The sequence below is a fragment of the Streptomyces sp. Tu 2975 genome (assembly GCF_009832925.1).
In the GTDB taxonomy this organism is placed as follows: Bacteria; Actinomycetota; Actinomycetes; order Streptomycetales; family Streptomycetaceae; genus Streptomyces.
In genome coordinates, this window is the sequence record NZ_CP047140.1 from 1,639,479 (window position 1) to 1,663,067 (window position 23,589).

The window sequence follows — 23,589 nt, forward strand, 5'->3', positions numbered from 1 at the left end:
CGCTGGGATGCTGGCCCGCGGGAGCCGGCCGGGAACGCGGCCGGCTCGATACGGCGAGACGGGGGTTGCGTTTCCGTGGTGGTGTTCCGGACGAACGACGGGCCTGTGCGCGGGCGCGGGGTCGCGGACGATGTGGTGGCCGTGCTCGGGATCCCGTACGCCGCTCCTCCCTTCGGGGCGGCGCGATTCCGCGAGCCGCTGCCCGTCGAGCCCTGGACGGAAGTGCGGGACTGCACCCGTTTCGGGCCCGTCGCCCCACAGTCGGCCGAGCTGCCGGGGGCGCCGTCGTGGTCGCCCGGCGACGAGGACGTCCTGACGCTCAACGTGTGGGCCCCGGCGGGCGCCACCTCGCTGCCCGTGCTGGTGTGGATCCACGGCGGGGCGTACACCTTCGGATCGTCGGCGCAGCCCGACTTCGACGGGACGGCCCTGGCGCGGGACGGCGGGCTCATCGTGGTGACGATCAACTACCGGGTCGGCTTCGAGGGCTTCGGACACGTACCGGCGGACGGGGACGGCACGCTTCACCCGGACAACCGCGGGCTGCTCGACCAGGTCGCGGCGCTGCGGTGGGTACGGGAGAACATCGGCGCGTTCGGCGGCGACCCGGAAAACGTCACCGCGGCGGGACAGTCCGCCGGCGCGACCTCGGTGGCCGCTCTGATGGTGATGGACCGGGCCCGGGGGCTGTTCCGCCGAGCGATCGCGCACAGCGCGGTCGGCCCGTGCTGGTCGGCCGGGCTGGCGCGGGAGATCACCGCGCGGGTCGCCGCAGCGGCGGGCGTCCCGGCGACGGCCGCGGCCCTGGCAGCGACCCCGCCGGAGACGCTGGTCGCCGCCTCCGACACGGTCGCGGACGACTACCGCCGCGACCCCGCGTCGGGACACCTCCACTACGACCCGGTGCTCTACGCTCCGGTCGCCGACGGAGACATCCTGCCGGCGGACCCGCTCGCCGCCGTGACCGCGGGGGCCGGGAGGGAGGTGGACCTGCTGGTCTGCCACACCACGCAGGAGTACTGGCTGATGGACGCGGTCGGCAGCAGTGCGAAGATCACGACCTGGGACGGGCTGAAACGGTTCGCGGCCGATTTCGGGCTGCCGGACGACCTGCCGGACCGCTACCGGGCCCTCCTGCCGGACGACGCGCCGGTGCTCGACGTGTACCTCTCGGTCTTCGGCGACCTGCTGTTCGCCGAGTACAGCAGCCGCCTCGGCGAGGCGCACGCGCGGGCAGGCGGGCGGGCGTTCATGTCCCGCTTCGACCGGCGGTCGCCCGGAACTGAAGAAGGCGTGCGCGCCTGGCACTGCGCCGACGTGCCCTTGGCGTTCGGCAACCACGGCCTGGCCCCGGTGGAGTTCCTCCTCGGCGGCCCACCCTCCCCGGCGGACGACCACCTGTCGCGGCGCATGCTCGCCGCCTGGGCGGAGTTCGCGTCGACCGGCGATCCCGGATGGCAGTCCCTCGATTCGTCAGGGTCCGGCCCCGCCCGGATCTGGGCGCCGGACGACGGCGAGGCCCGCACCCCGCTGCCAGATACCCGGCCGCTGTGGGGGGACTTCGAGTACCGGCCGCTGGAGCCGTGACTCGGAGCGCCCTGAAGAACGCCTGGGAGACATTCAAGAGCGACCCGGCCGAGGGGATCGGCCGTCTGTTCGCCGAGGCGGTCGGCACCAAGGGCGCAGGCGCGGCCAAGGGGCTGGTCACCGCCGGCAAACACCTGCCCGACGCCAACAAGCCGGGCGGCTCCCGAGGAGATCACGAGAAGAACCCGGACAGCAACGGCAAGAAGTGCACAGAGACCAAGTGTGACCGGGACCCCATTGACGTCGCTACCGGCCGCATGCTCCTGCCGCAGACTGACATCGCCTTGCCTGGTTCTCTGCCACTGGTGTTCCAGCGCACGCATGATTCCTCGCGCCGGTCCGGCCGCTGGTTCGGTCCCACCTGGTCGTCCACCGTCGACCAGCGACAATGGGTGGAGTGATGGAAGAAGAAGCGTCGGCAATCCATATCGCACCGTGGATGCACATCGTCACAACAGGCGGTGGTGTACCTCTCGATGAACTCCTACCCGCGTCGGGCAGTGTTTACGTTGCACGCCTCAATGGCCAAGAGATGCCCGATGAGATGTCAGTGTTTCAGAAATTTCGGGAAGACCTTGAGTTTCCTGAATATTTTGGCTGGAATTGGAATGCGTTCTATGATTGTCTTCGCGACCTGCAATGGCTTTCGTCGGATCATCACATCCTGATTATTGAATCTGCCGAGAGTGTACTTTGTGAGGATGGCGTTGCTCGTGAGGAGCTTTTCAGGACCCTATGGCGCGCTGGTCAGCGATGGTCCTATGTCAAGCGACCCGAGGGTGTAACGCGCAGCAATCTATCCGTCGTCCTTACATGCAACAAGGAGTCCGCATACAGCCTCGCGGCACACCTTGGAGAACTTCAGGAGCGCCCCAACCTATAGTCCCGCCGCAGTGGCTACCGTAGGAAAAGGGAGTGCCTGCAATCGGAAAGGAGGCACTCCGCAGCACTTCTGCCCTTTTCCGTCGCACTGGCATGCGGGACCGCGCCGGCTGAAGGAACGGGCAGATCGGTGATTGCAGGCTCGTCGTGGATTCCAACGACGGGAACCGTATTATCACCTTCTTCCCGGTAGGAAAGAGTTACACCCCGTGATTAATTGGAAGTTTTCGGTTCGCCCTGGGCAAGGTGCGCCCAGTGGATTTGACCTTGGCGATATTCTCTGCGAAGGGGACTCCGGAGCAGCTGGAACGACAGGCCGCATTCCCGACCAAGGCATGATGATCTATCCCTCGGTAACTCTTCTGCTCGACTGCCTCGGCCCACTCCTCACCGGCAAACAAAGGGGGGTGTCATTCACGGGGATCGACACATCCTTCGGGCTCGACTTCAGACGTGACAGTAAGGGCATAGTGAAAATTTTAGAGAAGGGAAGGGCCCTGGGTACGCGGAGTTCGAAGTGACTACCTTGCTGCCTTGAATGATATCCGCGCGTTGCAGGCATGATTCACCAGGCCGCCTTACAAGCCGACACGTCGGCGTTGTCGAGCTCAAGTATCCCCGTTCTGACCAAGCCGCGGTAGGAGCTGACAAGGCGTCCACCCTGTTCGGTAGGTGAACGCGTTCGTCCGAGTTGCAACCCGCGGGGCGCGGCGACGCTACATCTGGTCGTCGACGCGTCCGAGCTCGCGTGGGACCGGCCACGAGGGGTCGGTGCTGTCCGCCCCCTTGACGCGGGTGCAGCAGGGACCGAAGAGCAGAGTGAGTCCATGCCGTCCCCCACGGCTCGAGCTCGGTACTGTGCGACAACATGACATCCCAGTCCAGCAGGACCTGGATTGTGCAGTCCTCGCGAGCATGAACAGCGGCTCGTCGCTGACCTTTCCGATGCGGAGCCGGGTCCTGTTCTCCAATCGAGACCCAAGCGTCCGGGTAGGGAGAAGGTCGCGGGCAGCGGCGAGCAGCTCGGCACTTCGCTGACGGTCAGGCCTTCGATCTTGCCCAGTCCGGCACCGTCACCAGCCATTCTCGTCCTCCGTAGTCAAGCAACGAGTGGACCGGTCCTACCTCGCCCAAGAGGCAGGGGGATGGCCCGCAGTCGTGCCTGAGCTCAGGAGGCCCAGCAGCCATGCCGTCGCCGAGGCGTGTGACGGGTCTCCACCGCGTTCATGGCCACCACACGGTGGGAGAAGCTCACTTCGCTGGCCGCTCCCGGTGCTGCCGTGGCAGGCTTGTACGGGCAGTCGGTCGCTCGGGGCCAAGCGGCAAGCAGGCCCGTCCGAGGACGAGGCACCGGCTCACGACGATCCGGGGGGATCACGCACATGCGCATCGGGGTCTATCTTGCCCACCCACGGCCGGGCAGCTTCAACCACGCCCTCTTCGACGCGGTCGTCGGCGAACTGCGGTCCCACGGGGCCGAAGTGCTCGCGCACGACCTGTGTGCCGAGGGCTTCCCGCCGGTGCTGAGCGCCGGCGAGACGGAGACGGTCCGGGCGTCGGACGAGGCGCCCGAGCCCCAAGTGGCCCTGCACCGCGCGGAAGTGGCCTCGCTCGATGCCCTCGTGTTCGTCCACCCCAACTGGTGGGGCATGCCGCCGGCCGTCCTCGCCGGCTGGGTGCAACGCGTGCTGGTGCCCGGCGTCGCGTACAAGCTCGGCAGCGCCGACGGCGAGCCCGTCGGTCTGCTGACGGCGGGCAGGGCGCTCGTGCTGAACACCTCGGACACCCCGGCCGACCGGGAGGAAGGCGAGTTCGGGGACCCGTTGCAGCTCGTCTGGGCCGCGTGCGTGCTGCCGTACGTCGGTGTCGACGACGTACGGCGGGTGGTCTTCCGTACGGTCACCGACTCGACGGGGCGGGAGCGTGCGGAGTGGCTGCGACGGGCACGGAGCGAGGCCGCGGCGCTGGCGTCCGGCTGACCGTACGCCCGCGTTCGCGCCACCGGGCAGCCGCATTCGTGCCACCGTACGGCCGCGTTCGCGCCGCCGGGCGGTCGGCGTCAGCGTGGTGGCGGCGCCGGCCTGTCCAGGAAGCGGTGCAAGGACGCCTTCATCGCGGTGACGAAGGCGTCCCGCGTGGCCTCGGGGAGCAGATCGAGGGACAGGTACGGGTTGAGGTCCTCCAGCTCGACCAGGAGCAGCTCGCCCGTCCTCGTGCGGCAGGCGTCGACCCGCTGGATCCCGTGATCGAGGGTGTTCCAGTCGACGAACCTCTTCGCGAAGCGCAGATCCGCCTCGGTGGGCGCGTACGGCTCGAGGACCCACCGCTGCTCGGGGTCGGGGGCGTACAGCGCGTACTGGAAGGCGTCGTCGACGAAGTAGAAGGACACCTCGTACCGGAAGTCCACCCGAGGCTGGACGAGCAGGTCACCACGTGCGGCGAGCTTGGCGAGGTCCTGGCGCGGAACGAAGTCCAGACCTATGGAGTCGGCGCCCGCCTTCGGCTTCACCGCGTACTCGGCGGTCTCCGGGAGCCGTGCCAGGTGCTGCGGCCGGTCGACGGTGGGGATGACCGGGTGACCGGCCACCGTCAGGTCCAGCAGATACTGCTTGCCCGCCATGTCGCCCCGTCCGTCAAGCGGGTTGTACACGCGGACGCCAGTCGCCGTGGCCCGCTCGCGGAACGCGTCGTACTCCTTCTGGTAGTGGAGCACGGGGCCGCTGTTGCGGACGACGACCGCGTCGAAGGCGTCCATCAGCTCGGCCGCGTCGAGCGGGTGGCACAGCGCGAGACGGAACTCGTCGCGCAGGCGCGACGTGAGGAAGACGTCCTCGTCGCCGTAGCGCCGTCCCCTGGCCGGATAGGCGAGGTCGGTCACGAACAGCAGGCGGGGGCGGGCGGGCACGGGCATCTCCTCGGACGGTGGGCCGGCGGCCAACCTATCCGTCGGGCACCCGGCGTCCGGACCCGGCCGGGAGTCAGCGCCGGCCGGACAGCGTGCGCTGCGCGGATTTCCTCGCACGGCCCGCCGCGGCCGCCACCGTGCGGTCCGGGTGGTGGGTGTGCAGGCTGTCGAGGACGCGCAGGGAGGTGGCGGGGTCGGCGGTGGCCAGGGCCTCCAGCAGGGCGGTGCCGCCGCCCGGCCATGCGGCGGCCGCCGCGTCGAAGGCGGGGAGGAGGGACGCGGGCGGGATGTCGGCCGGTCCCGGGATGCCGTTGTCCCCGGAGTCGTCGCGGCGCTTCACATGGACGAGCATGTCGTCGATCCAGCGCTGGTCCAGCTCCTCGACGAGCACCGTGGCACGTGCGCCGAGCGGGACCGCGTCCTCGGGGACGCTCTCGCCACGGGACAGCAGCAGCCGCCGGGCGGCGGCGCCGGTGACCGGGTCGCCGAGTGCGGCGCGCAGCGCGGTGGTGGGGACACCCGCGCGGTCGAGCTGCGCGAAGTATTCGGCCGTGCGGGCGGCGTTGGCGTCCTCGGACCTGGCCGCGGCGACCGCGGCTAGGAGTTCGCCCCATGCCTGGTCCGTGCCCCCGTGCCGGTCCGCGAAGGCGGCGAGGGCGGAGGCGGCGAGCTGGGTGGGCCAGTGCCGGACCGCCGCGACGGTCCGTGCCGCGTCCCAGCCGGCGACAGTCTCCTGGTCGGGGGCGGCCACGTGGCCGACCGTGATCACGTGCCGCATGACGGCGGCGCCGAGGGGGGTGAGCCCGTAGGTGTCGCCCGTCCTGAAGAGGCAGCCGGTCAGGGCCAGTCGGTCGACCACGGCCGCCAGTCCTCTGGCGGGGGCGTCGATCTCGGCCCGGTCCTCCTCGGTGCGGCCGGGCATCCCGAGCAACGCGGAGAGCTCCTCGGGCGAGGGGGTCTCGTAGGCGGCCGGGGCGCTGCCCGGGACGGGGGCGGGCGCGTCCTCCAGTTCGGGGGCCACCCCGTCGTCCTTGGCGTCGCAGATCTTGCGTGCCACCGAGTCCGGGGTGCTGCCGCGTTCGTAGAGCGAGTAGAGGATGTGCGCGGCGTCGAACGAGTACGCGTCGTCGGGGCCGGTGACCGGCGGCAGCCGTTCGGCCTGGGCGGCCAGGATGTCGGCGGCCAGTTCGAGGAGTTCCTGCGGGGTGCCCCCGGTCCACACGTCGGAGGCGGGGCCGGGGAGCCCGCAGCGCTCCGATACTTCCCGCAGCTCGTCCTCGAAGGTTCCGGACGCCAGGGCGGCGGGCAGGGGCGCGGCGTGCAGCAGGCCCTGGATCTCGTCCGGTGCGGGGACGGCGGCCGGGGGCGGCAGCGGGACGGCGGAGTCGCCGTAGTAGTCGAGGTGTTCGTCGAGCATGTGGTCGGCGAGGGACGCGTGCGGCACGGCCTCCGGGCCGGGAGCGAGGGAGGCGTGCCGTCCGGTCAGTGCTCCCTCGAGCCCCGCCGCGGTCCACCGGTCGGTCAAGTCGGCCGCGATGTGATCGAGTTCGCCGGTGAGCGCGTCGTCGGGTCGGTCGGCGTCCAGTGGTGGCGCGGGCAGCAGCCGGCCGGCCGGTGACGCCGCGCCGGTGTCGCGGGCGAAGGCCTCGAACAGCGCTTCGGTGAGCCGGGCGCGTACGGAGAAGGTCCGGTCGGCGAGGTCCGAGCGGTGCAGCGGCTCGGGGAGGGCGGGCCGGTCCGCGTGCGGCGTGCTCTCGTGCGCGTCGAGCCAGGCCCGCACCGCGTCGGCGTCGTCGCGGTCGACGCCGTCGGCACGCATCAGCGACGCGTACCAGCGGGGCCAGGTCAGGTTCAGCGGGTCGGCCATGGCGCGGCGGAACTCGGGGACGGCTTCTTCCACGGCGGCGATCAGCTTCGCGTGGCGTTTGGCGTTGAGGCGGCCCGCGGCCCGTACCCGGTCGGCCAAGGCGGTGAGGAGGACCGGTACGGCGTCCAGCTCCTCGTCGTCCGCGGACAGCAGCTGCGGCAGATCCTCGTGCAGGACCTGCCGGACCAGCTGCGGCGTGGGCTCGGGCACGCCCGCCCTGCGGTCCGCGCCGCGCAGCGCGAGCATCGTCAGCACCGCGTCGGCGGTGCGCACGGGCAGCGCCGCGCCTCCTTCCCGGGACACCCAGGTGAGGAAGTCGTCGCGGCCGGTGTTCAAGGCGTTCGTACGAGTCACTCGTGGAGCGTATGAGGGCGGGCGGCGCCGGAGATCCTTCCGGGCCGGGTGTTAGCCCGATCGGGCGAGCGATCACCTCCGCAGGGCGCGGGGGCGGCGTCCGGGCGATGAGTTCCGGCTGCGCCTCCGGTCACCCCTGCATGAACACATCCGACGTGACACCCGTGCCCGACCTCACACCCGCCGCCCGCGCCGTGGCCGACCTTCTCGACGCGATCGGTGACGATCGGCTGGGCGCTCCGACGCCCTGCCCCGACTACTCCGTGCGCGAGCTGCTGGCCCACATCGACGGCCTGTCCCTCGCGTTCCGCGACGCGGCGCGCAAGGACTTCGGTCCGACGACGGGCACCGACCCGGGCAGCTCGCTCCCGGTGCTCGACGAGAAGTGGCGCACCGTGCTGCCCCGGCGGCTGGACGAGCTGGCGGAGGCCTGGCGGCAGCCGTCGGCGTGGGACGGCATGACACAGGCCGGCGGGGTGGACCTGCCGGGGCAGGTCGCGGGGCGTGTCGCGCTGAACGAGCTGGTGATCCACGGCTGGGACCTGGCGCGGGCGACGGGGCAGGAGTACGACCCCGGTGAGGCGAGTGCGGCGGTCTCCTACGAGATGGTGCGGCCGTCGGACGACGACTCCGTGCGCGACGAGATCTTCGGCCCGCCGGTCGCCGTGCCGGACGACGCGCCGCTGCTGGACCGGGCCGTCGGGATGAGCGGGCGGCGGCCCGACTGGCGGCCGGGCGGCTGACGGCGCGGCCGGGCGGCGTGGGGCAGGGCCGGCGGACGGCGGCGGCCCGGGCGGCCGACGTGCGGCGGGCCCGGCAGCGCGGCCCGGTCCCGCCCCGCGACCACGTCCGTCCTCCTTCATGTCCCCCTCGGCCGGGAGACGGAGGCCGGCCGCATACCCGCCGGCTCAACGATCACCGACGCGCAGGACGGACACCATCGGGGCCCGCACCCACATCGGGGGGAGCCGACCGTGTAGCTGACGCCGCTGCCGTGGGGGCGAAATGGGTACCGGCCCGGATGGACGGAGCCCCGACGCTTCGCCAGGCTGGCAGTGGAGAACATCGGCGACGGCCACAGGACGGGGTGCCGATGCACGCAGATGCCGGACCGAGCGGGTCATAGTGGGAGATCGCTACCGAGGAGGCCGTACGACTGTGTCTCTGTTCTGGCGGATCTTCCTGCTCGACGCCACGGTCCTCGTCGCGGCCACGGCCCTGCTTCTGCTCGGCCCCGTAACGGTCTCGACCCCGGTCCTGCTCACCGAGGCCGCGATCCTCACCGCCGGTCTCGTCACCCTCCTCGTCGCCAACGCCGCCCTGCTGCGAGTGGGTCTGGCCCCCCTGGCCCGGCTCACACGGTCCATGAACACCACCGACCTGCTGCGCCCCGGCCCTCGCCCCGCGGTCACCGGACACGGCGAGATCGCCGACCTGATCCAGACGTTCAACACCATGCTCGACCGCCTGGAGACCGAACGTGCCACGAACAGCGCCCGGGCCCTGTCCGCCCAGGAGGCCGAGCGTCGGCGCATCGCCCAGGAACTCCACGACGAGATCGGACAAACCCTCACCGCGGTCCTGCTCGAACTGAAACGCGTCGGCGACCAGGCCCCCGAGCCGCTGCGCACCGAGCTGCACCAGGTCCAGGAGACGACCCGCGACAGTCTGGACGAGATCCGCCGTATCGCCCGCAGACTCCGTCCCGGCGTCCTGGAAGAACTCGGCCTGGCCAGCGCCCTCAAAGCACTGACCACCGAGATTCCCGCCCACTCGGGAATCACCGCTCGACGGCAACTGGAACCCGACCTGCCGCCTCTTGAGGAGGAGGCCGAGCTGGTCCTCTACCGCGTCGCCCAGGAGAGCCTCACCAACATCGTCCGCCACGCCGGCGCCAGGAACATCGAACTCACTCTCCGCCGCACTCCGACCGGGGTCGAACTGCGTATCCGCGACGACGGCCGAGGACTCCGAGGAGCACCCGAAGGCGCCGGCATCCGGGGCATGCGCGAACGTGCCCTGCTCGTCGGCGCGGAACTTACCTTCGGCCCCGCCCCCCAGGGCGGCACCGAGGTACGCCTCGACGTGCCCACCCGACCCGGGAGCCGCTGATCATGCCCGAGCCGACGAAGACCCGGATCCTGCTCGCCGACGACCACGCACTGGTCCGCCGCGGGGTCCGGCTCATCCTCGACAACGAACCCGACCTGACCGTCGTCGCCGAGGCGGGCGACGGGGCCGAAGCTCTCGACAAGGCCCGCGCCGAACGGCCCGACCTCGCCATCCTCGACATCGCGATGCCCCGCCTCACGGGGTTGCAGGCCGCCCGCGAACTCTCCCGCGACCAGCCGGACGTGCGCATCCTCATCCTGACCATGTACGACAACGAGCAGTACTTCTTCGAAGCACTCAGAGCCGGAGCCGCCGGCTACGTCCTCAAATCCGTCGCCGACCGCGACCTCGTCGAAGCCTGCCGCGCCGCGATGCGCGACGAACCCTTCCTCTACCCCGGAGCCGTCACCGCCCTCATCCGCAACTATCTCGACCGCGCCCAAGACGGCGACCACCTGCCGGCCAAAGCCGTCACCGACCGGGAGGAAGAGATCCTCAAGCTCGTCGCCGAAGGCCACTCCTCGAAGGAGATCGCCGGCCTTCTCGTCATCAGCGCCAAGACCGTCGAACGCCATCGCGCCAACCTGCTGCAGAAACTCGGGCTCAAGGACAGGCTGGAACTCACCCGCTACGCCATCCGGGCCGGTCTGATCGAACCGTGAGCCCACGGCATCACGCCCCCACCGGGCCGGTCGGACCATGGTCGGCGGCACGGGGGCCCGCGGACAGGGCGGACGGCCCGCACCGGCCGGAAAGGTGATGAACCGGGAGGGACGCTGATGCGATGCTCCTGGCATGACACGCCGAGTGAAGCCCAGCCTCTACTTCTCCGTCGACGTCGAGGCCGACGGGCCGATTCCGGGCCCGTACTCGATGCTCAGCTTCGGCGCCGCCGTGGCCGGCCGCCAGGACGTCGCCGGGTACGAGCCGGCCGACCCGGAGAAGAACACGTTCTACCGTGAACTGCGGCCCATCAGCGAGGACTTCGTACCCCAGGCACTGGCCGTGAGCGGCCTGGACCGGGATCGGCTGACGGCCGAGGGCAGCGAACCGGCGGCGGCCATGGCCGCGTTCGGCGACTGGGTGCGCGAGGTGTGCGAGGCGTACGGAGGGGCGCAGCCGGTGATGTGCGGCTACCCGGCCTCGTACGACTGGACGTTCCTGTACTGGTACCTGCTGCGGTTCACCGGGGCGAGCCCGTTCGGGCACTCCGGGTGCTTCGACATGAAGACGCTGTACGCGGTGAAGGCGCGGCTGCCGCTGCGGGCGGTGACGAAGTCCGCGATGCCGCGTGAGCTGCTGTCGGCCCGGCGGCACACCCACCATGCCCTGGACGACGCGATCGAGCAGGCGGAGCTGTTCAGTAATCTGATGGTATGGCCGGGGGCGTGACCCCGGGAGGGGGTCCGTCGTGAAGTCTGTACTGCGCATGCTGCTCGCGTTCCTGATCGCCGTGGGGGCGTGCACCGCCTGCACGGGCGACGACTCCGGGAGCGGGGACGGACTGGAGGACGCCGCGAAGATGGACATCGCGATGCGGATCGTCTCCAGTGCGGAGAACTCCACGCTGGACTGGAAGGCGCAGTACACGTACATCGAGGACATCGGCGACGGCCGCGGCTACACCGCCGGCATCATCGGCTTCTGCTCGGGCACCGGCGACATGCTCGCGGTGGTCGAGCGCTACGCGCAGGCCAGGCCGGGCAACGCCCTGGAGCGTTTCCTGCCCGCGCTGCGGGCGGTCGAGGGCAGCGACTCGCACGAGGGACTGGGCAAGCCCTTCACCAGGGCATGGGAGCGGGCCGCGACGTCCGACGCGGCGTTCCGGGCGGCCCAGGACGCCGAGCGGGACGAGACGTACCTGCTGCCCGCCGTCCGCCGGGCCGAGCAGGACGGGCTCGGCGCGCTGGGGCAGTTGATCTACTTCGACGCGTACGTCATGCACGGTTCCGACAGCTCGGAGAGTTCCACGGGCTTTCGCGCACTGCGGGAGAAGGCCCTGGCCGGCGCGGAGTCGCCCGCAGAGGGCGGCGACGAGGAGGAGTACCTGAACGCCTTCCTGGACGCCCGCGTCGAGGCGATCCGCAAGGAGCCGTCGCACACCGACTCGAGCCGGGTGGAGACGGCCCAGCGGGTGTTCGTACGGGAGGGGAACTTCGACCTCGAGCCGCCGCTGAACTGGCGGGTCTACGGCGACAGTTACCACATCGGCGCGACGGCGGCCCCGCCCGCGGAATGAACAGCGGCCGCCCGGAACCAGGCGGGCCGGACCTCTTGACGGACGACGTTGGGACCATCACAAGCAGTTACATTGTGCGCAACTGAATTGAGCACTATATTGAACGCATCGAGGCAGGGACGCGGCGAGCGGCGCGGCGCACCGCTTCGCGCGAGGAGGAGAATCTCCATGGAATTCGTCAGGTTCGAGACCTACCAACCCGTCGAACGACCCACTTACCAAGAGGAACTGGACGAAGTCGTCCAGCAGGTCGCGGACCGCACCCGCGGGTCCGTCGACCGGCAGAAGGCCGGCCGGGCCGTCAGGACGGCGCACGGCAAGACCTACGGACTGATGAAGGCCACGGTCACGGTGAGTGAGATGGAGGGCCCGTACGCTCAAGGCGTCTTCACCGAGCCGGCGACCTACGACGCCGTGGTCCGCTACTCCAACGGGCTCGGTCACCTGCGGGCCGACTCGCTGCTGGGCGCGGCGTGCGGCATGGGGATCAAGATGTTCGGCGTGCCCGGCACGTCACTGCTGACCGACGAGTCCGAGGCCACCACGTTCGACCTCAACCTGATCAACAACAACGTCTTCTTCGCGAACACCGCTTACGACTACATGGTGATCGAGGAGCTGTTCTCCGAACTGCCGGACGCCCTGGTGGACCCGGCGCGGCGCAAGTCCTGGATGGGCGAGTTCCTCACCCGGCGCGGGACGCTGGGGACGGCGGACGAGTGGCTGTGGGACGAGCTGTTCGCGATGTTGTCCTTCACCAAGGTCCAGCGGCAGAACCTGCTCTCGTACACCTACAACAGCATGGGCGCCTTCCGTTACGGCGACCACATCGCGAAGCTGCGCACCGTGCCCGTCACGCCGGTCGGCAACCTCGACGTCGACGTCCTGGCGGACGGCGAGTCGTTCCGCAACACGCTGGTGGCAGAGGCGGCCGAGCGCGACCACGCCTTCGAGCTCCAGGTGCAGCTGAACACCGACCTGACCCGCATGCCGGTCGACAACACCTCGGTGGAGTGGCCCGAGCAGCTCTCCCCGTGGGCGAGCGTCGCCAGGATCGACATTCCGCGCCAGGACATCGGCGGCGCGGACAACCTCACGGCCGCGGACGGCACTTCGATCACCCCGTGGCGCGTGCGCGAGGACCACCGGCCGATCGGCGAGATCCAGCGGGTCCGCGAGGAGGTCTACCGCCGCTCCTCCGTCGAGCGCCACCGCATCAACGGGCAGCCGCGGGTGGAGCCGCGGAGCAGCGCCGAGCTGCTGGGCTGAGCCGCGGAGCAGCGCCGAGCCGCTGGACCGAGCCGTCGCAGGGAATGTCCACGAGGCCGGCAGAGGGGGCGCCCCCGAGGACGGAACGCCCGGCGCACACAGCTCGGCTGACCGTAAGCCAGCTTCACGCTCTCTTCGCGCAACCACTGCGCCGTCTTCATGTCTCCTTGCCCGGCCACGGGCAGACTCTTCGCAACCGAATGAGAGTTCGGTCGTGCCGCCCGTGTTCTACGCGCGTTGCCGTGGGCGGTGCAGGCCCGAGAAGAGGACGTACATGCCCCCCACACCAGTCACCCGCTGGAAGCATCTCGCCCTGGTCATAGGCGGCTTGTCGCTGGCGGTCGCCGCGACCGGCTCGGCGACGGCGATCTCCGCGCCCGCAGCCGACGGGACAGCCGACTCGGCCGCGCCCACGTCGGTGTACGACGACACCTACTACCAGGACGCTATCGGCAGGACCGGACAGGACCTCAAGGACTCCCTCCACACCATCATCAGCGACCAGACCAAACTGTCCTACTCCCAGGTCTGGGACGCGCTCAAGGCCACCGACGAGGATCCCGCCGACTCGGCCAACGTGATCCTGCTCTACACCGGCCGCTCCCAGAGCAAGTCCTCCAACGGCGGCGACCCCGACCAGTGGAACCGCGAGCACACCTGGGCGAAGTCGCACGGCGACTTCGACACCGCCACCGGCCCGGGTACGGACATCCACCACCTGCGGCCCACCGACGTGTCGGTGAACAGCACCCGCGGCAACAAGGACTTCGACATGGGAGGCTCCCAGGTCGGGGAGGCACCGGGCAACTACACCGACAGCGACTCGTTCGAGCCCCGCGACGCGGTCAAGGGCGACGTCGCCCGCATGATCTTCTACATGGCGGTGCGCTACGAGGGCGACGACGCCTTCGCCGACCTTGAGGTCAACGACCAGGTGAACAACGGGTCCATGCCGTACCACGGCCGGCTGTCCGTACTGAAGCAGTGGAACGAGCAGGACCCGCCGGACGCCTTCGAGGAGAGGCGCAACCAGGTGATCTACGACGACTTCCAGCACAACCGGAACCCGTTCGTCGACCACCCCGAGTGGGTCACCGCGATCTGGGGCTGAAGCCTTCCCTCTGCGGGGCCGGGGCGCCTGGGGTGATACCCGGGCGCCCCGGCGCGGCTGCGTGCGCAGGCACTGTGGATCGGTGCGTGGCCGCGGGATGCGGCACCCCGCCACCACGTCCGGCGGTTGCTCTGGTCAGCGGCGTGCCGCCAAACATCGGCGCGAGGACGGGGAGCAGTGGTCCTCCACGATCCTGAACCGAACGCAAGCCGGCCCCCGCCCTCGGCGGTCGAGGCGCGGGCGATGAGAAGGCGGTGACCTGCGAAGTCCTACTGGAGGCGGACGACGATCTTGCCCTTGGCGTCCCCTCGCTCGATGCGTTCGAGGCCGTCGGGGACAAGCCTGTCCAGGGAGATGACCTCGTCGAGCGCGGTCGTGGCGATCTCCGGATGCGCGGTGAGCAGGGCCAGTGCCTCGGGGAGGTCCTGATCGCAGACGTGGACCTTCGAGGTGTCGAGCGTGATCTCCTCCAGGACCAGCCGGGTCAGATCGAGCGGCGAGGGGTCGCGGTGGAGGCCGACCAGGCGGACATGCCCGCCCCGGCAGACCGCGTTCATCGCGGTCACGAGGCCGGCAGTCGCTCCCGAGGCCTCGATCACCACGTCCGCGCCGACCCCAGCCGTCGCAGCTCTGATCGCGGTGGCCGCGTCCTCACGCGAGGCGTCGATCAGCAGCCCCGCGCCGGCACGGCGCCCCGTCTCCCGCCGGGCGGCCGAGACGTCGACGCCGATGGTCGCGACTCCCCGGGCCGTGCAGGCGGCCACCGCAAGCGATCCGATGCCGCCCAGGCCGATCACCACGACGGTCCTGCCCGGCTCGGGAGCGATGCCGCGTACCGACCGCAGGGCCACGGCGAGCGGCTGCGCCATGATCGCGACATCAGGGGCGAGCCCGCCCACCGAACGGCTGATCCCGGCCGGGACGTTGACCCGCTCGGCGAGCCCGCCGTCCACATGCAGCCCTAGCGTGTAGTACCGCCCGCAGATGTTGGTCCGCCCCTGCGCACACCAGCGGCAGTTTCCGCACGAGACCCCGGAGCCCGGAACGACCAGATCACCTGCTGTGAAGGCGTCGACGCCGGGGCCGGTCGCGACGACCTCGCCGACCATCTCGTGGCCGATGACCAGCGGGCCCTGGTGACCACTCGCGAAGTGCGGCTCGGCGAGCGGGACGAGGTGCGGGCCGGAGGCGTACTCCTCGACGTCGGTGCCGCAGATACCCGCGCGCACCACGGCGAGCTGGATCTCCCCGGGCCCGGGGGCCGGGGGGTCAGGCCACTCCTGGACCCGGACGTCGCGCCTGCCGTGGAATACAGCGGCTCTCATGACAGTGATCTCCTTGGGACGGTGCCGGAAGCGCTTCGGTACGAGGGGCGGTGCGGTCGTTCGGGCGGCGGGTGCACGCAGAGTGAGCCGGCGCCTCGTGGAGCAGCACATCGACGTGGGCGCCGATGGCGACGCCACCACGATCTCGCGGGCAGTGGAGGGGCGGTTCCGGACACTGCGCCCCGATGAGCCCGGTGACGCCCGTGATGATCCGCCGCACCTGACTGTCGCATCTTGTTCTGCGGTACTCCTCGGTCGATGTGATGCGGTCCATGTCTTGTCTCCATGACCCTGCGTGTGCGGGGTAGAGGCCCGGGATCACTTGGCGGCGGTCGTGGTCGTGGTCCCGGCAGCGGGGGTGGGGACGAAAGCGACGGCGTCGGCCGGAAGGTGGCGCTCGACGCGCACCAGCAGGAGCGAGCCGAGTGCCGCCGTGGTTGCCACGAGCAGCCACGGCAGCCGGCCGTCGACGGTGAGCAGCGAGGTGAAAACCGTCGGGCCCAGGGCGTACGCCAGTGACCAGGACAACTGGTAGGTGGCGAGATAGCGGCCACGCAGCCGCTGGGGGCGGCGAACTGCGACAGCGCTCCGGCTGAGGGGGTGTACACCATCTCACCTACCGTCATGACGAGAACCGCACCCAGTAGTCCTGCGAGCAGGAGCGGAACGCCGTGCGGCCGGACGGTGCCGAGCGCCGCCTGGGCAAGGAAAGAGAGGGAGAAGAGTGCGGCACCGACGGCGGCGGCCCGGGGGCGGGTGGTGAAGCAGCGCCGAGTGAGGGCGGCGACGGGGACACCCAGGACCGCGCACACCACGGTGTTGAGCAGGAAGGCGCTGCCGACGAGCCCTTCGGGCACGTCCAGCCAGCCCGTCGCGTACAGCGGGAGCAGCGTGGTGAGCGCCGAGAAGCCGAGGACGACGAGCAGGTTGGCGCAGACGAGGCCGAGGAAGGGCCGGTCCTTGGCGACGACCCGGTAGCCACCGCCACGTACCCGCGGGCCCGCCGGGCGGCGGGGCGGCGCGGCCGGTAGGCGCGCGGCGAGGAAGCCCGCGACGAGGAAGCTCGCTCCGTTGAGCCACGCGGTGACCGTGTAACCGAAACCGCCCGAGGTGGCGATGACGACGGAGGCCAGCAGAGTGCCCGCGCCGAGCCCGGCGTTGCCCAGGCTGCGGCTGAGAGCCTGCAAGCGGTCCCGTTCGGTACCTTCGGCGAGTTCGGCGATCCGCGCTTCCTGGACGGGGGAAAGGCGCGTGTTCCCACCGAGGTGAGGAGCGCGACGACGGCGAAGACCGGCAGTGCGTCGGCGAGCGGGAAGCAGGCGAAGCTCACCCCCCGCACGACGTACACGGAGATCTGCATGGTGCGGGCGCCGAAGCGGTCCACCGCAATGCCCACCACGGGGACGGCGGCGATGCCCACGAGCCCGGTGACGGTGAGCACCATGCCGATCACCGGTAGCGGCAGTCCGGTCACATGACGGAAGAACACCAGGCTGAAGGGGATGTACATCCCGGAGCCGACCGCGTCCACGGCGATTCCGGAGACCAGGGCGCGTTCGCCCGGGAAGCGAGGGCGGAGAAAGGACATGCGTCCCCCATTTCGAGCCGGTACACCGCCGGCTCCCAGTAGGTGCGAGTCAAACAGGGGGGAAGGACGCGGCCACCGCCAGGAAAGCGTCGTTGTCGGCAGGCAGGCCCAGGGTCACACGAACCCCGGCGCCCGCCACGGCCCGTACCGAGACACCAGCGGTCGCGCAGTGCGCGCCGAAGGCGGTGGCGCGCTCACCGAGCGGCAGCCACAGGAAATTGGCCTCGCTCGCAGGTACGCGCCATCCCCGTGCCTCGAGCGCGGCGGCGAGGCGCGTGCGTTCTGCCGCGATGATGTCCGTCCTCCTCGCCACCTCGTCCCCCGAGCGCAGCGCCGCGATCGCAGCCGCCTGCGCGACACTGCCCGCGCTGTACGGCAGGTAGGCCTTGCGTAGGGTGCCGATCACCTCGGGGTGGCCGGCCGCGTAGCCGATGCGCAGCCCTGCCAGTCCGTACGCCTTCGAGAAGGTGCGCAGGACGACGAGGTGAGGGCGGCCGGGCAAGAGGGAGAGCCCGTCGGGGACCTCCTCGCCGCGCACGTACTCGTGGTACGCCTCATCCAGGACGACGAGGCAGCCGGGAGGCACGCGTCCCAGAAACTCCTCCAGCTCCGCGCGGCCGACGACCGTCCCGGTCGGGTTGTTCGGGTTGCAGACGAAGACCAGCCGGGTGCGGTCGGTGAGGTGCTCCGCCATCGTCGAAAGATCATGGACGTTCTCACGCAGCGGCACCGCGACGGGAACCGCCCCGGCGAGCCGGGTGAGGAGCGGGTACGCCTCGAACGAGGGCCAGGCGTAGAGGACTTCGTCACCCGGGTCCGCGACGGCGGTGATCAGCTGCTGAGCGACGCCCACCGAACCGCAGCCCAGTGCGATGCCGTCCGGTTCCACCCCGAACCGCTCCGCGAGCTCTGCGGTGAGGGCCTGGCCGCTGTTGTCGGGGTAGCGGTTGATGCCCTCGATCTGCTCCTGGATCGCCCGTGCCACCTTCGGCAGTGGGCCGAACGGCGTCTCATTGGCGGCGAGGGCGTAGGAACGGCCCTCCGGGGAGAGCGCCGGCTTCTCGGGCCGGTAGCTCACGAGTCCGCGCACGGCGGCGCGGAACCGGGGCAGTTCTTGCTGGGTGGTCATGAGAAGGGTCCCTTCGGGGTCGTTCATGGTGCGCGCAGGGCGTCGCGCAGCGGGGTGCCGGGGTCGGTGGCGGCCGAAAGGTCGACCACGCAGCCGGTGGTGAGGGCGCGGCGTGCCTGCACCAGGTCGCGGGGGCGGTTCACGGCGAGGATCGCGACGAGGCGATCCCCTTCCAGCCACAGGACCGCCCACTCCGTGTCCTCCGGCGAGCCGCGCAGCACCACCTGGTCGGCGCCCTGGTGGTCACCCGCGTATTGCACCATCCGGCCGAACTGCTCCGACCAGAAGTACGGAACCGGGTCATGGCACACGTCCTCGCCGAGCAGCGCGGCGGCGGCCAGTTCGCTCGCCTTCAGCGCGGTGTCCCAGTGCTCGACCACCATGTGCCGCCCGTACCGCGGTGACCACCAGGCGGCGCAGTCGCCGAGAGCGACCACCTCGGGCCGCGCGGTACGCAGGGACTCGTCGACGACCACGCCGCGCGCGATCTCCAGACCGGAGTCCCTGAGCCAGCCGACCGCGGGGCGGGCGCCGACACCCACCACCACCACGTCCGCCGCGATGAACTCCCCATCGGTCAGGCGCAGTCCGCCGGAGTCAACGGAGGTGACGGCCGTTCCACAGCGCAGGGCGACCCCGGCCTCCGCGTACCAGGGGGCCGTCCATGCGCCGATCCGGGCGCCGACCGCGGCGGCGAGCGGAGCCCGGTCAGCCTCCAGGACCGTGACCCGGCATCCCTTCGCGGCCGCGATCGTGGCGACCTCGGCGCCGATCCAACCTGCGCCGACGAGCGCGAGGTGCTTGCCCGGCCGCAGCAGCGGGCGCAGCGCCCGCACGTCGTCCACGGTGCGGACCACGTACTGCTGCCCCTCGCCGGGCAGCCGGACAGGCTCCGCGCCGGTCGCGAGGACCAGCCCCCCGAAGGCGAGTGCGCCCGCCGTCGTCTTCAGAACGCCGCCTGGCAGGTGGTCATGCAGGTCGAGGGCCTCGGCGCGTTCACCGAGGCGCAGGTCGATTCCCAGGTTCGCCCAGTCGGTGGGGAATGAAGTGTCCCCTTCATCGCCGGCCAGCACCGACTTGGTGAGCGGCGGGCGGTCGTACGGCGGGTGGGGTTCCGCACCGACGAGAGTGAGCGCCTTCCGGTAGCCGCGGGCGCGGAGTGCCGCGGCGACGTGCGAGCCGGCGAGTCCGCCGCCGACGACGAGGACGTTGTCCAGGGTCAAGGTGCTAGTTCTCCGGGCAGATTGAGGGAATGAGGGAGAGGGGGCAGGCCCCAGGGCGGTCCTGTGAAGGGGCCGAGAGGCGCTGCTGCTCGGTCAAGGCCGAGCGCGGCGCGTATGGCCACGGCGAACTGCCCCTTCCTCTCCGCGCCGGCGCAGCCGGCCGCGGTTTCGCCGCGACTGTGCCCCTCGGCGCGGCTCATCGGTCACCGGCGGGCGCGGGGTCAGCCGGAAGGCGGCGAGGGCGGACAGGCTCAGGACCACGATGACCAGGACCATCGGGACCGAGGTGTCGGAACCGCCGAGGCCGGCCATCGGGGCGGCGAGTCCGCCGAGGGCGAACTGGGCCAGCCCCATGAGAGCCGAGGCGGTGCCCGCCATCCGCGGCGGGCGCCCGGACAGCGCGAGAGCCATCGAGTTCGGCAGGATGAGCCCGATCGGCGCAACCACCAGGAACAGGCCGGGGAGCAGCGTCCAGAGCCCGGCCGCCAGCGAACTCAGCACGGTCAGACTGCCCACGGCGGCGATGGCCAGACCGATGCCGAGCAGCCGGCGGGAACCGTGCCGATCCAGCAGCCGGGCGCCGACGCGGCCGGCTATGACGATGCCCACGCCGTTCGCCGCGAAGATGCCGGCGAACGCCAGCTGGGGAAGGCCGTAGACCTCCTGGATGACGAACGGCGAACCGGAGATGTAGGTGAACATCGCGGCGAAGGCCAGCCCGCCGGTGAGCATGTATCCCGCGAAGGCCCGGTCGGCGGCCAGCTTGCCGAACGTCACGAGTACGGCCTTCGGCCCGTCGCCGCGACGGTCCTCGGGGGCCAGCGTCTCGGGCATGGAGCGGTACACGACGACGACCAGTACCGCGCCGAGCCCGGTGATGACAGCGAACAGCCCGCGCCAGGGCATGACCTGGAGCAGCGCTCCGCCGGCCAGTGGCGCCACGATCGGCGCGAGCGCGCTGACCTGGACGAGGCTGGCGAAGAAGCGGGCAGCCGCGGCCCCTTCGTTCCGGTCCCGGACCACGGCGCGGGCGATCACGATCGCGGTGCCGCCGGCGGCGCCCTGGAACAGCCGGAACACGATCAGGAGCCAGACGTTCGGCGCGATGAGGCACAGCAGCGACGCCGTGGTGTAGCCGATGATGCCGCCGAGCAGCAGTCGGCGCCGTCCCAGCAGATCGCTTGCGGGGCCCGCCAGCGCCTGGCCGAGCGCGAGCCCGACCAGGCAGGCGGTGAGGGTGAGCTGGATCAGTGAGGCGCCGCCGCCAAGGTCCCTGCCCAGCTCGGGCAGCGCCGGGAGGTACATGTCGATCGACAGTGGGCCGAGCGCGGACAGCGCGGCCAGGGTCGCCACAAGAGTGAACGGAGGTGCCTCGCCACGGTCTTGTGCGGTCTTCGTCACGCTGTTCCCTTCAGGGGGACGGGGGCCGGCGGGTCCGGCCGGGGCCGACGGCGAGGACGCCCCGGCCGGACCGTCCGGTCAACTCGGTGTTGTTCAGGTTTCGATGAGGGCGACCGGGTCACCGAACCTCATCAGGTCGCGGTACAGCTCCGCCCGGGAGTGCCGCATGGTTCGCAGCACACCGATCGCGCTCTCGGCCGAGGCCTCACCCTGGACGATCGAGCGGTCGTCACCGACCAGAGCGGCCGTCACACTGATGTGCCGCTCGATGTCCTGCAGATCGGCCTCGAGCAGCGCGTCGCGGGCGAGCGCCAGCTCGGGGTCGGTCGCCGCCATTTCCGCGAAGGTCTGCGGGGAGGCCTTGACGAGGTTCCGCATGGCCTTCCTGAACGCCTTGTGCTCAGGCTGAGTCCGGCCGGTGAGTGCCACCGGCACGGCCGGCGGCTGCATGGTCGGCCGGACCTTCGCGTCATAGCACGGAGCCGACATGTCCCCGGAGTGGATCATGGCCGCGGTGAAGCCACGGACATAGGCGATGGACTCCTGGAGGGCGTCGAATGCCGCGTCGCGGTCCCCGTCCGCCAGCCCGGCGGTCGCCCGGGAGACGGCGTCGGCCGCCGCAAGGTTGAGCACGAAGTAGAAGTGGTGGGTGATGACCCACCGCGTCAGCTCGTCGTCGCCCGGAACATACGGGGCCTCACCCCCCACGGGGGCTTCGTCCCACTGCGCCGCGGCGCCGTCGCTCGGAACCAGGCCCTCCAGAATCTTGGCCATGGCGTGGACCTCGTAGGCCTGATCGTTCAGATCCAGCCGCGCGTTGCGCAGATCGCGCAGCGACCGCGCGATGATCGTGGTCACTTCCGAGACCAGGCGGGCGTCGTCGACCGGCGCCGTGCGGACCCCGAAGTACTCGTGGTTGGGAACGATCGGCTTCAGCGCCGCGGCATCCATCGGGACGACCATGGCCTCGACGGCGAGCCGGTCGTTCTCCTCCACCGCCGCGTCCATCGCCTTGCGGGCCGCGTCGCCGGCTCCCGCCGGGTTCAACAGCTCGCCATGCAGACGCATCAGCGCGTCGGTCGCCGCGGTGAGAGCGGCAGCGACCGGTGCGGCGGGGCGGGTGCGGCCGCGCACCATGTTGTTCTCGGGAAGGACGACGATCGGGATGTCGGGACAGGCAGCAGACATGTCAATCACCTCACTGTCTTCGGAATGACCTGGGAGCGGTCGGTCAGGGGCAACGCTGGTTTCACGATCCGGCGAAACCACGCGCCTCCATGAGGAACTGCCCGAGGTACCCGTCGTGCGGCAGATACGGATCCCGCCACCAGCGCGGGACCCTGCCGTGCAGGACCGTGCGGATGCCGGGGGTGTCCAGGGCCTCATCGACGAGCGCGGCGTTGTCGGTGAGCAGGGTCAGGGCCAAGGAGTCGTCCAGCGGGCCGATGCCTTCCGACGGCTCCCAGGGCGCCACCCATACGCAGGGGAACGGCAGTTCCGTGCCCAGCCCAGGGTGGTCGGACCGGTCCACGCACATCACCGCGGGCCGCAGCGCCGCGGCATCCTCGTCGACGACGGTCACCGGACCGCCGTCCGCCTCGTAGTACCGCTCCGTCAGATCGACGGCACCCTGCGTGGCCCGGTGGAGAGCCGCCCGCAGGCCTTCGGCCTCCTTGCGCGGGCGGACGGGGAGGACCGCCCGGTCATCGGTGACCGGAAGGCCCGGCAGCGCGGCCAGTCTCTCGGCCAGCGCTTCGGCCAGGGCGCGGTGGTCGCCCGAGGTGAAGACGGCGGTGGTGTTGGTGCACCGCACTCCACCGTCGGCGGAGATCTCGGCGACAAGGTGGTCCAGTCCCGCCTCGTCGACCGGGCCGTCCACGAGGATCTTGCTCCGGCCGGGACCGCGGACCAGCACCCGGGCGTTGCCGCGCAGCCGGGCCACCGTGGCCTCGCTGCCGTAGACCAGGGACAGATCGGCCGCGTCCATGAGAGCGTCGGCGGCCGCGTGGGGACCGGGCAGCAGACTGATCCACCCGGGATCGAGCCCCGCCTCCAGCAGCGCCCGTATCAGACGCAGCGGGGTGACGGGGTCACGGGTGCCCGGACGCACCACGACCCGGTACCCCAGCGCCACGGCCTGGAGCCAGGCTCCGTGTGTGGCCGGGTGGTTGCTGGGGGCCACGACACCGAAGACCGAACCGCGGCGCACCCAGCGGGCCGTGCGGCCGGCGCCGACGGGGCACTGTTTCGCCACGACGTCGCCGAGCAGCCCGCAGTCGTCCCGCATCCGACCGAGGGTCTGGCGAGCCACCCGGATCGGCACGCCGGAGACGAGTGCCTGGACGCGGCAGTACTCCTCCGGGGTCTGTCCGCCCAGGGTGGCCTCGGCGAACCGGCGGCCCGCGTCGGCCAGCACCGCGAGGCGCTCGTCTCGTGCCATCCGCGGTGCTTCGCGCATGCGCTTGACCGTGAGTCCGGTCACCAGGGCGGGAGCTTCGTGGACGGTCGCGAGAGGGACGCCGTTCACGCCGTGCAGGACACGCGTGTCGCGGGAATTCCGCTCCTCCCCGTCACGGAGCACGGGTATGGACAACACG

General features: G+C 70.9%; 20 protein-coding genes and 1 pseudogene. 11 read left to right on the forward strand and 10 right to left on the reverse strand.

Features of this window, described 5'->3' with window-relative positions:
- The first annotated feature begins 75 nt into the window (after positions 1-75).
- From GLX30_RS07210 to GLX30_RS07220, 4 genes are all read left to right on the forward strand, one after another.
- On the forward strand, positions 76-1,587 hold the full coding sequence (locus GLX30_RS07210) for a carboxylesterase family protein (protein WP_159684997.1): 1,512 nt from the start codon (positions 76-78) through the stop codon (positions 1,585-1,587).
- The gene (locus GLX30_RS07215) at positions 1,584-1,988 is read left to right on the forward strand and encodes a DUF6531 domain-containing protein (RefSeq protein WP_244258052.1); all 405 of its coding nucleotides are present in this window, start codon (positions 1,584-1,586) and stop codon (positions 1,986-1,988) included. The genes GLX30_RS07210 and GLX30_RS07215 overlap by 4 nt, the downstream gene beginning before the upstream one ends.
- Complete coding sequence (locus tag GLX30_RS35085; RefSeq protein ID WP_244258427.1) at positions 1,988-2,470, forward strand: barstar family protein; 483 nt, start codon at positions 1,988-1,990, stop codon at positions 2,468-2,470. Before GLX30_RS07215 ends, GLX30_RS35085 begins: the two co-directional genes overlap by 1 nt.
- Positions 2,471-3,851: 1,381 nt before the next feature.
- A complete protein-coding gene (locus tag GLX30_RS07220; protein WP_159685000.1) occupies positions 3,852-4,448 on the forward strand; it encodes an NAD(P)H-dependent oxidoreductase in 597 nt (198 codons plus the stop codon).
- Between the two features lie 80 nt (positions 4,449-4,528).
- Here GLX30_RS07220 and GLX30_RS07225 read toward each other — a convergent pair whose 3' ends face one another.
- Positions 4,529-5,380 carry a hypothetical protein gene (locus tag GLX30_RS07225; protein ID WP_208545381.1) on the reverse strand — a complete coding sequence of 284 codons (852 nt, stop codon included), beginning with the start codon at positions 5,378-5,380 and terminating at the stop codon, positions 4,529-4,531.
- A 67-nt stretch (positions 5,381-5,447) separates the two neighbouring features.
- Positions 5,448-7,595 carry a hypothetical protein gene (locus GLX30_RS07230; RefSeq protein ID WP_159685005.1) on the reverse strand — a complete coding sequence of 716 codons (2,148 nt, stop codon included), beginning with the start codon at positions 7,593-7,595 and terminating at the stop codon, positions 5,448-5,450.
- 140 nt (positions 7,596-7,735) lie between these two features.
- Here GLX30_RS07230 and GLX30_RS07235 point away from each other — a divergent pair, with 140 nt between their 5' ends.
- The 7 genes from GLX30_RS07235 to GLX30_RS07265 all read left to right on the forward strand — a co-directional run bounded on the left by GLX30_RS07235 (position 7,736) and on the right by GLX30_RS07265 (position 14,326).
- Positions 7,736-8,338: a TIGR03086 family metal-binding protein gene (locus tag GLX30_RS07235; protein WP_159685008.1), complete on the forward strand. Its 603-nt coding sequence runs from the start codon at positions 7,736-7,738 to the stop codon at positions 8,336-8,338.
- A 415-nt stretch (positions 8,339-8,753) separates the two neighbouring features.
- Entirely contained in the window at positions 8,754-9,707 is a 954-nt protein-coding gene (locus GLX30_RS07240) for a HAMP domain-containing sensor histidine kinase (RefSeq protein ID WP_159685011.1), read from the forward strand.
- Between the two features lie 2 nt (positions 9,708-9,709).
- On the forward strand, positions 9,710-10,369 hold the full coding sequence (locus GLX30_RS07245) for a response regulator transcription factor (RefSeq protein WP_159685014.1): 660 nt from the start codon (positions 9,710-9,712) through the stop codon (positions 10,367-10,369).
- Between the two features lie 133 nt (positions 10,370-10,502).
- Positions 10,503-11,099 (forward strand): exonuclease domain-containing protein, encoded by a 597-nt coding sequence (locus GLX30_RS07250; RefSeq protein WP_159685017.1) that lies wholly within the window; start codon positions 10,503-10,505, stop codon positions 11,097-11,099.
- Positions 11,100-11,136: 37 nt separating this feature from the next.
- A complete protein-coding gene (locus GLX30_RS07255; RefSeq protein WP_208545561.1) occupies positions 11,137-11,946 on the forward strand; it encodes a chitosanase in 810 nt (269 codons plus the stop codon).
- Positions 11,947-12,114: 168 nt separating this feature from the next.
- The gene (locus GLX30_RS07260; protein WP_159685023.1) at positions 12,115-13,215 is read left to right on the forward strand and encodes a catalase family protein; all 1,101 of its coding nucleotides are present in this window, start codon (positions 12,115-12,117) and stop codon (positions 13,213-13,215) included.
- 274 nt (positions 13,216-13,489) lie between these two features.
- Positions 13,490-14,326, forward strand: coding sequence for an endonuclease (locus tag GLX30_RS07265; RefSeq protein ID WP_159685026.1), 837 nt, complete (start codon positions 13,490-13,492; stop codon positions 14,324-14,326).
- Positions 14,327-14,595: 269 nt separating this feature from the next.
- On the opposite strand, the gene GLX30_RS07270 is transcribed toward GLX30_RS07265, so the two are convergent.
- From GLX30_RS07270 to GLX30_RS07300, 8 genes and pseudogenes are all read right to left on the reverse strand, one after another.
- A complete protein-coding gene (locus GLX30_RS07270) occupies positions 14,596-15,651 on the reverse strand; it encodes an alcohol dehydrogenase catalytic domain-containing protein (RefSeq protein WP_159685029.1) in 1,056 nt (351 codons plus the stop codon).
- 318 nt (positions 15,652-15,969) lie between these two features.
- Positions 15,970-16,179: a hypothetical protein gene (locus tag GLX30_RS35090; RefSeq protein ID WP_244258542.1), complete on the reverse strand. Its 210-nt coding sequence runs from the start codon at positions 16,177-16,179 to the stop codon at positions 15,970-15,972.
- A 92-nt stretch (positions 16,180-16,271) separates the two neighbouring features.
- Positions 16,272-16,838, reverse strand: a pseudogene (locus GLX30_RS35095) (MFS transporter); the annotation flags it as partial.
- Between the two features lie 450 nt (positions 16,839-17,288).
- Positions 17,289-18,368 carry a histidinol-phosphate transaminase gene (gene hisC / locus GLX30_RS07280; RefSeq protein WP_159685032.1) on the reverse strand — a complete coding sequence of 360 codons (1,080 nt, stop codon included), beginning with the start codon at positions 18,366-18,368 and terminating at the stop codon, positions 17,289-17,291.
- Between the two features lie 23 nt (positions 18,369-18,391).
- The gene (locus GLX30_RS07285; RefSeq protein ID WP_159685035.1) at positions 18,392-19,591 is read right to left on the reverse strand and encodes an FAD-dependent oxidoreductase; all 1,200 of its coding nucleotides are present in this window, start codon (positions 19,589-19,591) and stop codon (positions 18,392-18,394) included.
- 93 nt (positions 19,592-19,684) lie between these two features.
- Positions 19,685-20,992: a multidrug effflux MFS transporter gene (locus GLX30_RS07290; protein WP_159685038.1), complete on the reverse strand. Its 1,308-nt coding sequence runs from the start codon at positions 20,990-20,992 to the stop codon at positions 19,685-19,687.
- Positions 20,993-21,085: 93 nt separating this feature from the next.
- Positions 21,086-22,180 carry a hypothetical protein gene (locus GLX30_RS07295; RefSeq protein ID WP_159685041.1) on the reverse strand — a complete coding sequence of 365 codons (1,095 nt, stop codon included), beginning with the start codon at positions 22,178-22,180 and terminating at the stop codon, positions 21,086-21,088.
- A 61-nt stretch (positions 22,181-22,241) separates the two neighbouring features.
- Positions 22,242-23,588: an aldehyde dehydrogenase family protein gene (locus tag GLX30_RS07300; RefSeq protein WP_244258053.1), complete on the reverse strand. Its 1,347-nt coding sequence runs from the start codon at positions 23,586-23,588 to the stop codon at positions 22,242-22,244.
- Position 23,589: the final 1 nt, after the last annotated feature.

Excerpts from the sequence above, each read along its gene's own strand:
- GLX30_RS35085 (WP_244258427.1), top strand. The coding sequence starts at position 1,988 with ATGGAAGAAGAAGCGTCGGCAATCCATATCGCACCGTGGATGCACATC.
- GLX30_RS07220 (WP_159685000.1), top strand. The coding sequence starts at position 3,852 with ATGCGCATCGGGGTCTATCTTGCCCACCCACGGCCGGGCAGCTTCAAC.
- GLX30_RS07225 (WP_208545381.1), bottom strand. The coding sequence starts at position 5,380 with ATGCCCGTGCCCGCCCGCCCCCGCCTGCTGTTCGTGACCGACCTCGCC.
- GLX30_RS07235 (WP_159685008.1), top strand. The coding sequence starts at position 7,736 with ATGAACACATCCGACGTGACACCCGTGCCCGACCTCACACCCGCCGCC.
- GLX30_RS07245 (WP_159685014.1), top strand. The coding sequence starts at position 9,710 with ATGCCCGAGCCGACGAAGACCCGGATCCTGCTCGCCGACGACCACGCA.
- GLX30_RS07250 (WP_159685017.1), top strand. The coding sequence starts at position 10,503 with ATGACACGCCGAGTGAAGCCCAGCCTCTACTTCTCCGTCGACGTCGAG.
- GLX30_RS07255 (WP_208545561.1), top strand. The coding sequence starts at position 11,137 with ATGCTGCTCGCGTTCCTGATCGCCGTGGGGGCGTGCACCGCCTGCACG.
- GLX30_RS07260 (WP_159685023.1), top strand. The coding sequence starts at position 12,115 with ATGGAATTCGTCAGGTTCGAGACCTACCAACCCGTCGAACGACCCACT.
- GLX30_RS07265 (WP_159685026.1), top strand. The coding sequence starts at position 13,490 with ATGCCCCCCACACCAGTCACCCGCTGGAAGCATCTCGCCCTGGTCATA.
- GLX30_RS07270 (WP_159685029.1), bottom strand. The coding sequence starts at position 15,651 with ATGAGAGCCGCTGTATTCCACGGCAGGCGCGACGTCCGGGTCCAGGAG.
- hisC (WP_159685032.1), bottom strand. The coding sequence starts at position 18,368 with ATGACCACCCAGCAAGAACTGCCCCGGTTCCGCGCCGCCGTGCGCGGA.
- GLX30_RS07295 (WP_159685041.1), bottom strand. The coding sequence starts at position 22,180 with ATGTCTGCTGCCTGTCCCGACATCCCGATCGTCGTCCTTCCCGAGAAC.